The sequence below is a fragment of the Leptolyngbya sp. BL0902 genome, assembly GCF_016403105.1.
Taxonomy (GTDB): Bacteria; Cyanobacteriota; Cyanobacteriia; order Phormidesmidales; family Phormidesmidaceae; genus Nodosilinea.
Map to the genome: position 1 here is coordinate 3,320,484 of NZ_CP046155.1, position 16,406 is coordinate 3,336,889.

The following is a 16,406-nucleotide window of genomic DNA, read 5'->3' on the forward strand; positions in this document are numbered from 1 at the left end:
TCAGGGCTGTCAGACAAGTGAGTGATCGCCTGAGCCTAGGATAGGGCCAGGGCTTCTCGGTCGGCGGCCATGGCGTCGTCTAGATCCATGCCGTTGGCCTCCAGCAGCATATCCGTCAGCAGGGCGCTGGGGGGGTGGTTGTGGGGCCATGCAAAGGCGTGGCGGAAGGAGGCTTCTTGGCAAGCTTGGAGGACATCAAAGCCGATTACATCGTGGGTGAGCAGGTTTTCGTACTCGAAGGGCAGGCGGACGTTGTGCAATCCGGCGTTGTCGGTGCAGATGGCGATGTCTACCCCAGCCTCAAAGCAGCGGTCAAACACGGTGCGGAGCTGGTGAATCTCTTGCAGGGTGCCTGTTTTGAGGTAGGTGGTGGGGCACACCTCTAGGCACTGCCCCCGGGCCGCCAGTTCCGGCAACAGTTCTGGATAACGCAGGGGAATTTGAATGCCGTGGCCAATCCGCATTAGGTAGGGTAAGAGCTGGGGATGGCATCCGGCGGGGGTTTCGTAGAGGTGCCCGGTGGTCTTCAGGCCCAACTGCTGTGCCCGCTGGTAGAGCTGGATGAACTCCTCCATCCGTTCGACGTATTGAGCATCGCCCCCGGCCACATCCACCGCACAGACGTATTCGGGGTACTGCGCCGCCAGTTCCACAATCGCCCGGTTCACCTCGTGGGGCAGGCTGGAGTGTATACACAAAATTTGCCGGGTGATGATGGGATATTCCACCTGCTGGCTGGCGCGGCCCACCACCTCCACAATGTTGGCCATGGCCTCGATGCGCTGGTGTTGGGGCAGGTGTTCGGGGGTGCGGAGGTAGGGGGTGTAGCGCAGTTCGAGGTAGGCCAGGTTTTCAAAAATGTAGGCTCCGCGAATCAGGCGATAGATGAAGTAGGGCAGGGCTTCCTGGGTTTGCACGCTCTCCACCAGGGTATGTAGCTCCAGGTATTCGGCCAGGGTGTTGCGGGGTTGGGTATAAAACCGCTCGAAGGCGGCATAGTCGGCAAATTGGCCAGAGAGATCGGGCCGATTGCGCTGAAAGTAGCGCCAGAGGATGCGGGGCACCACAGATCCGCCCAGATGGCGGTGAAGTTCGGCATAGAGACTCATCGCAAGTGTCCTTAGTAAGGTAATGTCGCAAAAAATCGGAAAACTAACTGTAGATAAAGCAAAACCATCAGGTGTGCCAAACCACCCTGATAACGGAGATAACCCTTCACGGAATACAGCTTTCGTTGCGCAAGGAGAAGAACCTTGCCCTGGCCGATGTCCCTTGGCCCACGATGCCTAGCTGGGCTCTCCCAGGATGGGATCTGCACCCGCGACGAGATCAGAATGCCCTCAAACTACCGAAGTTGGAACCCCAACCCTCAGCGGACATCGACAGGCGCAACGCCTTGTAGGTAACGAAAAACGTTAAAAAAATTATGGTTCTATCTGTTCTATCGTAAATTCTACGGATTGACCATATATTCAACTACATAAATATCAGAGGCTAGATATCCAGCTAGGCCAAATACGCCACCACGGCCTCGGCGATGGGGGTGTTGCCGTCGGTGGCCAGAGAGATATCGGTGCGGGGTGGGTGGAGGGGGGCTGTGAGAAAGTCCCAGTCTTGCTGAAAAAACTCCTCCGGCTGCAACACGCGATGCCAGCTATGGTCTTGCAACCCGTTGACCAACACGGGCGCTTCGGCAAAGTCATCGCGGGGAATGGTAATGACGGGTACTCCTAGGCGGCAGGCTTCCGAAAAAGTGCTGTATCCCGGCTTGCATACCATCCGACTACACAGCGGCATCACATCCACCGGGCGAAACCCTTTCCGGGGCACCTGCAAGAGATTGGGCAGATCCGGCAAACCCACATCAAAGGATAAAAACTGCCAGTCGGGGAAGCGGCTAAGTTGGTCGTAGGGCACCGCTTGCACCCCCAACCCGCCAAAGGTGAGCAGTACTGTGCGCTCTGGTGACGTGGAGAGGCTGAATGTCTCCCGCAGGTCGGCCACCGAGTAGCGTGGGCTTCCCCCGGTGAGGCCCACGTCTTCTATCCTGGGAAACGCCGCCATCTCCTCATGGAAGGGCAACCGAAACAGGCGATCACACTGGCGAAACCAGCCCTCAATCCAGGCTACCGCTTCGGCAAACTCGGCCCCAAAGGCGCGATAGATAAAGTCCCAGCCGAAGTTGCTCATCATCCAGCAGGGCACCCCCGCCGCCTGAGCCAAGGGCACCGCCAGGGGGGGAATATCCGCCAGCACCAAATCCACCCCCCGCTGTTTCAGGTACGCCGCCTCCTCGGCCACCAGATCGGCCTGGTGGGCGCGAAGGTAATCCAGCTTCGCGAGGGTAGCAGGCAGGTTCATGGTCAGACTATCGGCCTGGATCACCCCAATATCCAGCGCCACCGGACGATACTCATACTCTATGGGCAAGTATTCGTCCAGCAGCCACTGGGGGGCCGTGGTCGCCACAATCAGGTCAACCGCTGGAGCAAGTTCCTTCACCCTCGCCGCCACCGATGCCGCCCGCGTGGCATGGCCAAAGCCATGGTTAGTAATGGAGACGTAGAGGGTGGGGGCCGTCATGGAGAACCTCGCTAGGGGCTGGATAAGGCGTGCCTTCATTCAACCACGGTAGTTATCGCGGTTGAATGAACCTCGGTTGCAGCCCAGTCGTCCGACCGATGGGATCTCGATTGCAGCCCAAGCGTTTGACCTAACGGCCAAAGCCCTTGCCCCGGCTGGCGGTGGGCATACAGAGACAGTGGTTGAGTTGTTCCCGCAGGGTGTCGTGATCGAGGTTTTGGCCAATCAGCACCAGTTGGTTTTTGGGGGCACCTTTCCACTCGTCGTCATCTAAGGAAAAGCGCTTGCCGCTGAGGTGGAAAATGTGGCGTTTGGGGCTTTCCTCAAACCAGAGAATGCCCTTGGCCCGGAAGACGGATTCCGGCAGTTGGTTATCGAGGAAGTATTGAAACCTGCGAATGGCAAAGGGACGGTCGCTGGCAAAGGACAGGGAGGTAAACCCATCAATGGCCAGGTGGTCGGAATGGTGGTGATCATGCCCGTGATCATGCTCACAGTGGCCATGATCGTGATCGCAATGGCTATGGTCGTGGTGATCGTGGCCGTGGTGATCGTGGCTGTGATCATGGGCGTGGGCATCATGGTCATGGCCGTGATCGTGACCGTGAGCGTCGTGGTCATGGCCACGGCTGGAAGCAAAGTATTGATCAGTCTCAAACAGGCCCACGCTGAGGATCAGCGGCAGCGGCACTTCTGACTTCACGGTACGCAAAATCCGCGCCCCTTCTTTGACATCGCGAATTTTCACCTCCAGCAAATCCAAATCCGCCTCGTCTACCAGGTCGGCTTTGTTCAGCAAAATGATGTCGCCGTAGGCAATTTGGTTGTGCGCCGCTTGGCTGTTGAACAGATCCAGGCTGTAGTTTTCGGCATCCACCACCGTGACGATGGAATCGAGGCGCGTCAGATCCCGCAGCTCCGTGCCCAAAAACGTCAGGGCGATGGGCAGCGGATCGGCCAAGCCCGTGGTTTCGACCACTAGATAATCGATCTTGTCCTGGCGCTCCAGCACCTTATACACCGCCTCCATCAGGTCATTGTTGATGGTGCAGCAAATACAGCCGTTGCTGAGTTCCACCATGGTGTCGTCGCCCGTGTCGGCGGTGATCAGCAAGTCGTTATCAATGCCAATCTCCCCAAATTCGTTGACCAGCACGGCGGTTTTTAGCCCTTCCTGGTTGGTCAGAATGTGGTTGAGCAGGGTGGTTTTGCCGCTGCCCAGAAAGCCAGTGATGATGGTGACGGGAAGCCCATGCTTAGTGTCATCCATCGTGGAGGACGACAGGGGAGGCGCAACGGTAGACATAATGGATCGCACAACGGAGAACATTCTCCATACTAGCGATCAATCCCCCTGAATGCTTGACCACCTGCCGTGGGGCTCTATGGGCGGAACGAGCAACGGAAAGAGGGTAAGGAAACCTCACCCTCTCGGTTTGGGAAAATGCCCGCCTTAGTGGAGGGCTTGATTTTAGTGCATCGCTTCCACCGCCTGGTCTGCCGATTGGGGTAGGGTGGCCTCTACCTGAACGCCTCGATAGGCCGCTGTATAGAGATCCTTGAGGTCTGAGATTAGGGGATAGCGGGGGTTGGCTCCGGTGCATTGATCGTCGAAGGCTTGGTCGGCGATGCCTTCCAGGTGGGCGAAGAAGGTATGTTCATCCTCGTTGATCACCTCACGGATGGAGGAGGGGATGTTGACTTTGCGCTTCAGGTCTTCGATGGCCGCAATCAGGAGTTCCACCTTTTCGTCCTCGCTGCTGCCGCCCAGTTGCAGGTGGTCGGCAATGCGGGCGTAGCGCCACTTGGCATTAGGGTATTTGTACTGCGGGAAAATGGCCTGTTTGAAGGGCACATCGGTGGCGTTGTAGCGGATGACGTGGGAGATCATCAGCGCGTTGGCCAACCCGTGGGGGACGTGGAAGGTGGCCCCTAGCTGGTGGGCCATGGAGTGACAAATGCCCAAAAAGGCGTTGGCGAAGGCCATTCCGGCCATGGTGGCGGCATAGTGAACCTTTTCCCGCGCTTTGGGATCGTTGGCTCCGTTTTCGTAGGCGCTGGGCAGGTATTTCATCAACAGCCGAATTGCCTCCAACGCTAGGCCGTTGGTATATTCCGAGGCATAGACCGACACGTAGGATTCCAGCGCATGGGTGAGAGCATCCACGCCGCCGTAGGCCGTTAGGCCCTTGGGCATATTCAACACCAGTTCGGGATCCACAATGGCCATATTGGGGGTGAGGGCATAGTCCGCCAGGGGGTACTTGATTCCGGTGCGCTCGTCCGTGACTACGGCAAAGGGCGTGACTTCGGAACCTGTACCCGACGTGGTGGGAATGGCGATCATCATGGCCTTTTGGCCCAGTTCCGGCAGGTCGTAAACCCGCTTGCGGATGTCCATAAACCGAGTGGCCAGCCCCTCAAACTCAATTTCGGGGTGTTCGTACATCATCCACATCACCTTGGCCGCATCCATAGGCGAGCCGCCGCCAAAGGCAATGATCATGTCGGGATTAAAGGTGTTCATCACCGCGAGGCCCCGCCGCACCGTGGCCAGGGAGGGATCGGGTTCCACGTTATAGAAAATGTCGTACTTGAGGCCAACCTCTTCGAGGACTTCCTCTAGACCCTTGGTCATGCCCAGGTCGTAGAGGGGTTTGTCGGTGACGATGAAGGCCCGCTGTTTGCCCGCCAACTCCCGCAGGGCCACGGGCAGACAGCCGTACTTGAAGTAAACCTTGGGCGGCACCCGGAACCACAGCATATTTTCCCGCCGTTCGCTGATGGTTTTGATGTTGAGGACGTGCTGCACGCCCACGTTTTCGCTGACGGAATTGCCGCCCCAGGTGCCGCAACCCAGGGTGAGGGAGGGGTCGAGGCGGAAGTTGAACAGGTCGCCAATCGCCCCCTGGGAAGCGGGGGTGTTGATCAGCACACGGGCGGTTTCTACCTTGTGCTCAAACTGGCGAATGTGGGTTTGGTTGTCGGGGGAGGTGTAGAGGACGGCGGTGTGGCCCCGTCCGCCAAAGCTGATTAGCGCCTGGGCCTTGTCCACGGCGTCCGCAAAATCCTTGGCCCGATACATGGCCAGGATGGGGGAAAGCTTTTCAAAGGCGAAGGGTTCTTCGCTGCCGATGATGTCCACCTCGCCGATGATCACCCGTGCGGTGGGGGGAATGGTGATCCCCGCCAGTTCCGCCAGTTTTTGGACGGGCTGGCCCACAATCGCGCCGTTCAGGTGGCCATCCTTGAGGATAATCTGCCGCACCTTGTCCAGTTCTTCAGCGTTGAGCAGGTAGGCTCCCCGGTCGGCAAACTCCTGGCGCACGGTATCGTAGACCGAGTCTTCCACCACCACCGACTGCTCGCTGGCGCAGATCATGCCGTTGTCGAAGGTTTTACTGAGCAGGATGGAGGACACCGCCATTTTCAGGTGAGCCGTAGCGTCGATCACCGCCGGAGTGTTGCCCGCCCCCACGCCGAGGGAGGGATTGCCGGAGGAATAGGCCGCCCGCACCATACCGGGGCCACCCGTGGCCAGAATCAGGCTAATGTCCCGGTGCTGCATCAGGGCTTGGGAGAGGGGCACCGTGGGTTCGTCAATCCAGCCGATGATATCCGCCGGAGCCCCCGCCGCCACCGCCGCATCCAAGACCACCTTGGCGGCGGCAATGGTGCAGCCCTTGGCCCTGGGGTGGGGGGAGAAGATAATACCGTTGCGGGTTTTCAGCGCCAGCAGAGCCTTGAAAATCGCCGTCGAGGTCGGGTTCGTGGTGGGCACAATCCCCGCTAGCAGGCCCACGGGTTCGGCAATCTTCTGCATCCCAAAGGACTTGTCCTCCTCCAACACGCCGCAGGTTTTTTCGTCCCGGTACTTGTTGTAGATGGACTCCGAGGCGAAGTGATTTTTAATCACCTTGTCCTCCACCACGCCCATGCCCGTTTCCGCCACCGCCGCCTTGGCCAGGGGAATGCGGGCCATGTTGGCCGCGAGGGCTGCGTGCTTAAAAATGTGATCCACCTGGGCTTGGGTAAATTCAGCGTATTGGCGCTGGGCCGCCTTCACGCGGGCAATCAGGGCTTCCAGTTCTTCGAGGTTGGTAATCGCCATAGCAAAATCCTGGAGAGAGCAGCAGAAAGAAGATCAAACCGTCAAAACTTATCCAACTATCGGAACCCGCTTCCCTTGCATCCTAGAAGTGACCTACTGAAACCCACGAGTTTCAGCCACTTTTTCTTAACGTTTTAGGCCCAACCCCTGCTAAAAGCACTCATCATTTCATAACGTTGACGTCCTTAGCGCCCCCTGGAACCTATTCGCGCCCAACTCATCGGAGGGTGAGTAAGCGCTAGGGAAAGCGGCAGATGACTTGACCTAGAATGCCCTCTGGCGGAACCCAGCCGAAGGATCGACTGTCAGTACTGGCGGCTAGGTTGATGCCCTGGAGGAAGCAGCCCTGGGGTTCTACAGCCACCACCCACTTGATGAGTCGAAACCCAGGTTGCTGGGGATGTTCCGCCACCACCAAGTCTCCGAGTTGGGGCGGATGATGGCGATAGGCCCTGGGATCGATCAGCACCTCTTCACCGGGACGCAGTAGGGGCTGCATGGAGTCGCCCGTGATCCGGAACCGTTGCCGTCGCCGTAAGATCCACAGCCCGACGTCGGCCCATTGGCTGGAGCGCAGGGTCTGGGGTGGGGTGGGCGGCAGTGGCTTAACCATGGCAGCGATATTGGCGGTTTTGAGCAGGTCGCTATCATCCTACGGTTTGCCTGCTTCTCTAGCCGCTAGATGGGCACGAATTAAGGTATTCGGAATTACTGCATCGTCCCAGGTGGGCGGCTCTTCGCCTAAACGCACGATCACCATATCGTAGGTGGGCAAAACATACACTTTTTGGTGGTGGCGGCCATCCAGGTAGAAGGCGTCGGGATCCAGAAAGGGGGCCGAGGAGGCTGAATTGACGTTGGGGTAGTCGGGGGTGCGGGCTTTAATCCACAGGTGCATCCCGTAGGTGGGTTCTAGGGGAGACTCCTGGCGCATTGTGGTGATCCAGTCTGCGGGAATCACTGGATTGTTGCCCACCTGGCCCTGGCGCAACAGCATATGCCCCACCCGCAGCCAATCCGGGGCGGTGGCAAAGAAACAACAAAACGCCTTGGCGCTGCCCCCTGGTCGATCCATCCACAAAAAGGTGTCCTCGGCCCCTAGGGGTTGCCACAGACGGCTAGAGAGGTAGTCTCCCCAAGGCTCACCCGTAGCGGATTCCAGCACAAAGGCCAGCAGTTGGGAATTGACGTTGTTGTATTCGTACACCTGACCAGGGGGCTGAACCTGGGGAATCGACAAAGCCAAACGGCGCAGGTTCGATCCGCCGTAGAGCTTCACCAGATCAGACTCTAGGGAATCGGTGCGGTCGTCATTCCGCAAACCGGACTTCATGTAGAGCAAGTCTTCCAGGGTGATGTCCCCACGGGGATCGTTGGCCCATTCCGGCAGGTAGTCGCCCACGCGATCTGTCAGGGCGTTGATGTGCCCCTCTGCCAAGGCCACGCCAATCAGCAAGCCCAGCAGGTTTTTGGTCATTGACATGCCGTTGACCGGGCTTTCTGGCCCCTGCCCCTGCCAGTAGCGCTCAAAAACCAGGCGATCCCGATGCAGCACCAGCAGCGCCACGGAATTTTGGGCCTCCGCAAAGGCGGCAACCTCTTCGAGTACCGCTGGGGAAAGTTCTCCTGGCGCGTCCGTCGGCGTGGACACCGTCCAGGGTGGTGGCGTGGGGTTTCCTGGTACCAGATAGCGAGGCCGATACCAGTCCACTGAGGTAATGGGGCGATCTGGATAGCTCAGGGATCGCGTCCACAGTCGCCAATCGACCCGACTGGCCAGGATGCCTAGGAGAACCATGCCAACCCCTGCCACCGCTTTCAGCCCAAGATGCTGCATAGAACACAGTCTTTTAACGAATAACTGACTAAGGTAATGACGATTTGGCGATGCCAATCACCTCGGTTGCTTGGCGATGGCAATCCCTGTCGATGAAGACCGAACAACTTGTATGCTCTACCCTGTAGGCCGACCTACAGTGATACTCTAATAAAAAGATAAGGGCGTTAGGATTGGCCGGGGGTTCCCTTGGTTAGGCCGCGCTTGATGCGGCAGGTTGTGCTCCGTGCGCCTGTTGCCACTAGTAGGGTTAAGAGAGTCGCAAGTTAACTATGTACAATCCAAGTGTGAGCGGCGGCAACGCCAGCAGCCTCGCTGGTAGCCGTTTATTTTTATACGAGGTGCAGGGTCTGCGCCAAAATGCAGAAACCGACAAGATGACCACCTCCATTCGCAAGAGTGGCAGCGTTTTCATCACGGTGCCCTACAACCGTATGAACCAAGAAATGCAGCGGATCACCCGCATGGGCGGTAAAATTGTCAGCATCCGCCCCATGGAAGCCGTGGGAGCCATCGCCAACGCCACCCCGACGGTGATTGAGTCAGCGCCTGTGACCCCTGAACCCACAGCGAAGCCCATGACTCAAGCCACCCCCAAGGCCAAAAAGGCCGATGTTCCCGTCAACATCTACAAGCCCAATTCTCCCTACGTCGGTAAGGTACTGTCCAACGAGCCCCTCGTTGGCGAAGGTGGTCTCGGCCTAGTTCAACACATCACCTTTGACCTGTCCGAGGGCGACCTGCACTACGTCGAAGGCCAAAGCATTGGCATCATCCCCGAAGGCACCGACGCCAACGGCAAGCCCCACAAGCTGCGCCTCTACTCCATCGCCTCCACCCGCCACGGCGACCACATGGACGACAAAACCGTCTCCCTGTGCGTGCGCCAGCTAGAGTACAAGAGCCCCGAATCCGGCGAAACCGTCTACGGCGTGTGCTCCACCTACCTGTGCAACATCGAGCCCGGTGCCGATGTGAAAATCACGGGGCCAGTGGGCAAAGAAATGCTGCTGCCCGATGATCCCGACGCCACCATCATCATGCTGGCCACCGGGACGGGGATCGCGCCCTTCCGCGCCTACCTGTGGCGCATGTTCAAGGAAGCTGAGCGCAAGGCCAACTCCGACTACCAGTTCAAGGGGCTGGCTTGGCTGATCTTTGGAGTACCCTACACCCCCAACATTCTCTACAAAGAAGAGTTGGAAGCCATCCAAAACGAATACCCCGACAACTTCCGCCTCACCTACGCCATCAGCCGCGAACAGCAAAATGCCGAGGGTGGCCGGATGTACATCCAGCACCGGGTGGCCGAACACGCCGCTGAACTATGGCAACTGATGCAGAAGCCCAACACCCACACCTATATGTGCGGTCTCAAGGGTATGGAAGACGGCATCGATGAAGGCATGTCCGCCGAAGCCAGCAAGCACGGCGTGGACTGGACAGAGTTCCGCAAGCAGATGAAGAAAGAACACCGCTGGCACGTCGAAACCTACTAGGGTTTGCAGACACCCTCACCCCCAACCCCTCTCCCAGGAGGGCGAGGGGAGCCAGAAAGCTTTCAAAGTCCCTCTCCCAGCTTGGGAGAGGGATTTAGGGTGAGGGCAAACTTGCCAGCAAGACAACTTATTTTTGATTTGAGTGTCATAGGAAGGGGGAAACGCCTTCCTTTTTTATTGGCTCCCGTCTCCCTTTACAATTAGACCCAGAGCGCGTCGTTAGGGGTATAGAACTTTGGGTATCAACGTTGGGCTGCTGGGGTTGGGCACGGTGGGATCGGGCACCGCCAAGATTCTGCTGGATACAGAGGGCCGTCATCCGCTGCTGCGCCAGATTACCCTTGCCAAGGTGGGGGTGCGCAGCCTTGATAAGCCCCGTAGCGTTGAGATTCCCGCTGATTGCCTAACGACTGACCTAGAGAGCATCGTTACCGATCCCGCTGTGGATGTGGTGGTGGAACTGTTGGGTGGCCTAGAGCCCGCCCGCACCCTAATTTTGCAGGCCATCGCCCACGGTAAACACATTGTTACCGCCAATAAAGCGGTGATTGCCCGCTACGGCCATGAAATTTTTACGGCGGCGAACGAAGCCGGGGTCTACGTCCTGCTGGAAGCGGCGGTGGGGGGCGGCATTCCCGTCATTCAACCCCTGAAGCAAGCCCTGGGGGTAAACCGGATCCAGGCCGTCACCGGGATCATCAACGGCACCACCAACTATATCCTCACCCGAATGCAGCGGGAGGGCGGCGACTTTGAGCCGATTCTGGCCGATGCCCAGCGGTTGGGCTATGCCGAGGCCGATCCCTCCGCCGATGTGGACGGGCTAGATGCCGCCGACAAAATCGCCATCTTGGCCTCCCTCGCCTTTGGGGGCCGGATCAAGCTCTCTGAGGTCTACAGCGAGGGCATCCGCCAGGTTTCCGCCGCCGATATTACCTACGCCAAGGGCCTGGGGTTCGTCATCAAGCTGCTGGCCATCGCCCGCCGCCACATCCGATCCCCCGGCGAAGACAGCGTTGAAGAACTGGAACTGCGAGTCCACCCCACCCTGGTGCCAGAATCTCACCCATTGGCCTCCGTCAACGATGTGTACAACGCCATTTTGGTGGAAGGCGACCCCATCGGCCAGGTGATGTTCTTTGGGCCGGGGGCTGGGGAAGGGCCAACCGCCAGCGCCGTGGTGTCCGACATTGTGAACATTGCCGCCACCTTGGTTTCGGGCCAGGGCCGCGAGGTGACGCCGAAAACCGCCAACCCCCTGCTGGCCTGTAGCCACCAGCACTACTGCAAAGTCAGCCCCATGGCCGACATCGTCAGTCGGTTCTATGTGCGGCTGCTGGCCAAGGACGAACCGGGGGTGATTGGTCGGCTGGGCCTGTGCTTTGGGGATCATGCCGTCAGCCTAGAATCCATTGTGCAAACGGGCATCCACGACGACGGGGCCGAAATCGTCATCGTCAGCCACGAAGTGACCGAATCTAACTTCCAAACCGCCCTCGACGAAATTCGCGCCTTCCCCGAAATTGCCAGCGTCGCCAGCGTCATCCGCGTCCTGTAGCTTTGGGGATCACCACTTTCCCCAGAACACTTCCCAAAGATCAAAAGATTATTCGTTTTCCCAGTTCATTACCCAAACCTCATTTCCCTCGTCCATCCCATCTCTGACTAGCTCTCTATCCTGTTTGCCATTCACCGCCATGACTGCCATTCCCGACAGCCTCGAAACCGCCATTGCCCAAGCCCGTGAGGCCACCCGTGCCGCCCTCCAGGCCGGAGTGCCCCGCATGACCGTAGAACTGGTCTATACCGAACTGAAGGGAATGCCCGTGGCGGAGCAGTTCTACCCGGTGCTGCAAGAGATGGGGCTGGCCTTCAAAATGTACTTCCCGGACGCGGGGGCGGCGGCCTTGGCGCGGCGAGACTGGGGCGAACCGGAGTTTTCGGTGCGGGGCATTGGCGAAATTAAGGGCCAGATGGAGCCGGACGACCAAGCCTATATTTTTGTAGAGCCGTCCTCGGTGGAAGTGACCCAGGTGGAGGAGATGTGCAACCAAGCCGGGGACAAGTTTGTGATTATGCTAAACCCCAAGCTGGAGGACGTGGCCACCATCGGCATCGGCTATGCGGGGCGGCAACTGCGGGAGCGATTCCTCAGCACCCTGGAAGCCGCCTATTACCTGCGGCCCATGGCGGGGGCGGTGCTGCTGCGGGCCTACCCTGGGCCTTGGCAGGTGTGGCAAGAAACCAACGAGGACAACTACACCCTGGTGGCGGAACTGCCCCAAAAGCCCTCCGGCGAAGCCTTGGATCGGATCCTGCTAGGGGAACCCTCCACCGACAGCAGCGCCGCCCCCAGTGCAGATGCTTCCCCACGGCCTAAACGGGGAGGATTCCTGTCGGATCTGCAAAACTTCCTCAAGGCGCTGAGCCAGTAGCCATTCCCAGGGGTTTCGCATCCCTGCGGTGATCGATAACGTGACGGATAAAGCGTCTATGGTGGGAGGCTAGGAGGTTGGACTTTGGGCATCAGCGGCGCAATGTAGCCCACGGCACTGTTCCGCTATGCTAAAACCAAAAAAATGCTAAATGTCCGGGTTTACCGACAAATGCCCTTGGACAGTTTAAAACTGTAGAGCAAGCCTCCTAAACTGTGGATACCCACAAGGTGTCCCCTAGCTCGGTGTCCCTTAGCACAGCGCCCCAACCGCACTGCTACCCTAGGGACATCAGAGCTACGGAAACTAGGGCTTAGGAAGGTTGATATCTTTGGGCTGTCAGCCATCACGAACCTTCATCACTGGCGAGTAACTGAATCTATGCGAATTCTTAAAACCCAGACCCTACGAGGGCCGAACTACTGGAGCATCCGCCACCCCAACCTGATCTTGATGCGGTTGGATTTGGAGGATCTCGCGGATCGCCCCTCCGACCAAATCCCTGGGTTTTACGAAGCGCTGTCGGCCACCCTGCCCAGTTTGATCGAGCATTTTTGTTCCCCAGGGCATCGCGGCGGGTTCCTCAGCCGAGTGCGCCAGGGCACCTACATGGGCCACATCGTCGAGCACGTCGCCCTAGAACTTCAGACCCTAGCGGGGATGCCCACGGGCTTTGGCCGCACCCGTGGCACCGTGGAACCGGGGGTGTACCAAGTGGTGTTTGAGTACCAAAATGAGCAGGCCGGACGCTATGCCGCCAGGGCCGCCGTGCGCCTGTGCAACAGCCTGGTGGAAACGGGCCACTACGCCAAGGACGAGCTAGAGCAGGACATTGCCGACCTGACGGAGTTCCGCCTAGATGCCGCCCTTGGCCCCAGCACCGAAGCCATTGTCCGCGCCGCCGAAACCAAGGATATCCCCTGGCTGCAACTGCCCACCCGCGCCATGATCCAGCTCGGCTATGGCCGCTACCAGCAGCGCATCCAGGCCACCCTCAGCAGCAAAACCAGCATTTTGGCGGTGGAGTTGGCCTCGGACAAGGAAGGCACCAAACAAATTCTGCGGGATGCCGGAATTCCCGTCCCCCGTGGCACCGTAATTTACTACCAGGACGAACTGGAGGAAGCCATCAACGACGTGGGCGGTTTCCCCATTGTGGTGAAACCTCTGGACGGCAACCACGGACGCGGCATCACCATCGACATCAACAGCCACGAAGCCGCCGAGGAAGCCTACGAAGCGGCCCGGGAGGTCTCCAGCGGCGTCATCATCGAACGCTTCTACAAAGGCCGGGATCACCGGGTGCTGATGGTGAACGGTCGCCTGGTGGCGGTGGCGGAACGGGTGCCTGCCCATGTGGTCGGCGATGGCCAGTCCACCATCGAGCAACTGATTGAGATCACCAACCAAGACCCCCGCCGGGGCGACGGCCACGACAATATCCTCACCCGCATCACCGTAGACCGTACCACCTGGCAACTGCTGGATCGCAAGGGTTACACCCTCGACACCGTGCTGCCCAAGGGCGAAATCTGCTACCTGCGCTCCACCGCCAACCTCAGTACCGGGGGTATTGCCATCGACCGCACCGACGAAATCCACCCCGATAACGTGTGGATTGCCCAGCGCATCGCCAAAACCATCGGCCTCGACATCGCTGGAATCGACGTGGTGACGACGGACATTTCTAAGCCCCTGCGCGAGATGGATGGCGTCATCGTGGAAGTGAACGCCGCTCCGGGGTTGCGGATGCACATCTGCCCCAGCGAAGGCATCGCCCGCAACGTGGCGGAACCGATTTTGGAAATGCTCTTCCCCCCCGGCACGCCCACGCGGGTGCCCATCGTCTCCATCACCGGAACCAACGGCAAAACCACCACCACCCGCCTAATTGCCCACATCTTTAAGCAAACGGGCCAAGTGGTGGGCTACACCACCACCGACGGCATCTACATCGGCGAAAACCTGGTGGAATCCGGGGATACCACTGGCCCCCAAAGCGCCCAGGTGATTTTGCAGGATCCCACCGTGGAAGTCGCGATTCTGGAAACGGCGCGGGGCGGAATGCTGCGCTCTGGCCTCGCCTTCAAAGCCTGTGACGTGGGCGTGGTGCTGAATGTCGCCGCCGACCACCTGGGCATTGGCGACATCGAAACCGTGGAAGACCTGGCCCACCTCAAGAGCATCGTGGCGGAAACCACCCGGCCCAGCGGCTATGCCGTGCTGAATGCCGACGATCCCCTGGTCGCCGCCATGGCCCAACGGGTGAAGGGGCAGGTGGCCTATTTCTCCATGGATCCCCACAACGAACTGCTGCGTAAACACACCCAACAGGGCGGGCTCGCCGCCATTTACGAGCATGGCTATCTGTCCATCCTCAAGGGCGACTGGCTGCTGCGGATTGAACAGGCCGAAAAAGTGCCCCTCACCATGGGCGGGTTGGCCCCCTTCCAAATTGCCAACGCCCTCGCCGCCAGCCTCGCTGCCTTTGCCCAGGGGGTCAGCATCGAGCACATTCGCCAAGCTCTGCACACCTTCCAGTCCGGTGCCCAGCAAACCCCAGGCCGCATGAACCTGTTTAACCTAGGCCGCTTCCATGCCCTGGTGGACTACGCCCACAACCCCGCCAGCTACGAAGCCCTGGGCGGCTTTGTGAAAAACTGGCCCGGTCGCTGCATCGGAGTGGTCGGTGGCCCTGGGGATCGCCGCGACGAGGACTTTATCGCTCTCGGCAAACTGGCGGGGCAAATCTTCGACGAGGTCATCGTCAAGGAAGACGACGACACCCGTGGTCGTCCTCGCGGAGACGCTGCCAAGTGGATTGTCCACGGCCTTGAAGAAGTGCCCACCGCCGCCAGCTACCGCACCATCCTCAACGAAACCGAGGCCGTCAACACCGCCCTGGATGCCGCCCCCGACGATAGCCTGGTGGTGATTCTGCCGGAAAGCGTCAGCCGCGCCATCGGCCTGATTCAGGCCCGGAATCCCCTACCCCAGGGCAACGTAGCACCCTCCACCGTTGAAACCTCCGAACCCGTCGTCCCCACCTCCGACCAATACGCGGAGGCCCACAGCTAGTTGGCGCGTAGGGGATAGAACCCTGGTTTCTTCTTAGGTTTACTCCAAGGACGTCGCTAGGGAGTTGAGAAACCGGGGTTCTGTGTTGGCTTCTCCATCAACAACTTAGGCTGTCCTGAAGCGCTAGGAAGAACTTGGTACACTGGAAAGCAGTCTCCCGCTGATTGAGCCAAACTAGCCCCTGCCGTTGTCTTCACGCGCTTGATGATGCTAACCGCTTTGCCCTTTTCTTCCTTGTCCCCCACTTTGGCCCTGCTGGGGATGGACAGCATCCTCTCCACCCAGGGCATTATGGTGATGCTGCTGGTAGCCTATGCCGGGGCCATGTGGATGTTCTTGAAAAGCGCCCCCAAGGTCTACACCATCATGGTGTCCGACCTGGAAGTGGCCCGCCGTTTCTATGAGGGAATGCTAAACCTGCCAGCGGCGGAAGTGCCCCTGCACTACTACTATAACTACGAGCAAACCCTCGGCACGGGTGGCCTAGACCCCTTCTACATGGGCGGCACCTCTAGCTTGGCGGGGGCGGGGCCAGCCGGGGGGCCAGATGGGCTGTGGTATCAGCTTCGCAAAAATACCCAACTGCACATTATCTCTGGGGCCAGTTTGGGACAGCGCAACCGTCAGCGCCACGTTTGTTTTGACCGCAAATGTTTGGAATACATCCTCATGCGGGTGCAGCTCACGGGTATTAAACACAAAATTCTGACCGAAACCCCCCTGAACTTTTTGGTCAGAGACTACGAAGAACAAATTATTGAGCTTGCTGAGGTTAATGGTTAACCTTCTGCGCAATGCCTATCCTAGGAATTAAATTTTCCAGGGATCGTCTTTTCCTCACGGTTAGGAAAACCAACGGTCAA

11 protein-coding genes are annotated in these 16,406 nt (G+C 58.9%); 5 read left to right on the forward strand and 6 right to left on the reverse strand.

Features of this window, described 5'->3' with window-relative positions:
- Positions 1-35: 35 nt before the first annotated feature.
- From GFS31_RS14715 to GFS31_RS14740, 6 genes are all read right to left on the reverse strand, one after another.
- A complete protein-coding gene (locus GFS31_RS14715) occupies positions 36-1,109 on the reverse strand; it encodes an adenosine deaminase (protein ID WP_198805558.1) in 1,074 nt (357 codons plus the stop codon).
- 397 nt (positions 1,110-1,506) lie between these two features.
- Positions 1,507-2,583, reverse strand: coding sequence for a glycosyl transferase (locus GFS31_RS14720; protein ID WP_198805559.1), 1,077 nt, complete (start codon positions 2,581-2,583; stop codon positions 1,507-1,509).
- 130 nt (positions 2,584-2,713) lie between these two features.
- Positions 2,714-3,889 carry a CobW family GTP-binding protein gene (locus tag GFS31_RS14725; RefSeq protein WP_225907434.1) on the reverse strand — a complete coding sequence of 392 codons (1,176 nt, stop codon included), beginning with the start codon at positions 3,887-3,889 and terminating at the stop codon, positions 2,714-2,716.
- 165 nt (positions 3,890-4,054) lie between these two features.
- Positions 4,055-6,694, reverse strand: coding sequence for a bifunctional acetaldehyde-CoA/alcohol dehydrogenase (gene adhE / locus GFS31_RS14730; protein ID WP_198805560.1), 2,640 nt, complete (start codon positions 6,692-6,694; stop codon positions 4,055-4,057).
- 238 nt (positions 6,695-6,932) lie between these two features.
- A complete protein-coding gene (gene sodX / locus GFS31_RS14735) occupies positions 6,933-7,307 on the reverse strand; it encodes a nickel-type superoxide dismutase maturation protease (RefSeq protein ID WP_198805561.1) in 375 nt (124 codons plus the stop codon).
- A 39-nt stretch (positions 7,308-7,346) separates the two neighbouring features.
- A complete protein-coding gene (locus tag GFS31_RS14740; RefSeq protein WP_198805562.1) occupies positions 7,347-8,531 on the reverse strand; it encodes a serine hydrolase domain-containing protein in 1,185 nt (394 codons plus the stop codon).
- 272 nt (positions 8,532-8,803) lie between these two features.
- Between GFS31_RS14740 and petH the strand changes: the two genes are divergently transcribed.
- From petH to GFS31_RS14765, 5 genes are all read left to right on the forward strand, one after another.
- The gene (gene petH, locus GFS31_RS14745) at positions 8,804-10,030 is read left to right on the forward strand and encodes a ferredoxin--NADP reductase (protein WP_198805563.1); all 1,227 of its coding nucleotides are present in this window, start codon (positions 8,804-8,806) and stop codon (positions 10,028-10,030) included.
- A 235-nt stretch (positions 10,031-10,265) separates the two neighbouring features.
- Entirely contained in the window at positions 10,266-11,588 is a 1,323-nt protein-coding gene (locus tag GFS31_RS14750) for a homoserine dehydrogenase (protein WP_198805564.1), read from the forward strand.
- A gap of 139 nt (positions 11,589-11,727) precedes the next feature.
- Positions 11,728-12,465, forward strand: coding sequence for a DUF1995 family protein (locus GFS31_RS14755; RefSeq protein ID WP_198805565.1), 738 nt, complete (start codon positions 11,728-11,730; stop codon positions 12,463-12,465).
- Between the two features lie 381 nt (positions 12,466-12,846).
- Entirely contained in the window at positions 12,847-15,543 is a 2,697-nt protein-coding gene (cphA, locus tag GFS31_RS14760; RefSeq protein WP_198805566.1) for a cyanophycin synthetase, read from the forward strand.
- A gap of 219 nt (positions 15,544-15,762) precedes the next feature.
- Positions 15,763-16,326 carry a glyoxalase-like domain protein gene (locus GFS31_RS14765; protein ID WP_317135036.1) on the forward strand — a complete coding sequence of 188 codons (564 nt, stop codon included), beginning with the start codon at positions 15,763-15,765 and terminating at the stop codon, positions 16,324-16,326.
- Positions 16,327-16,406 lie beyond the last annotated feature (80 nt).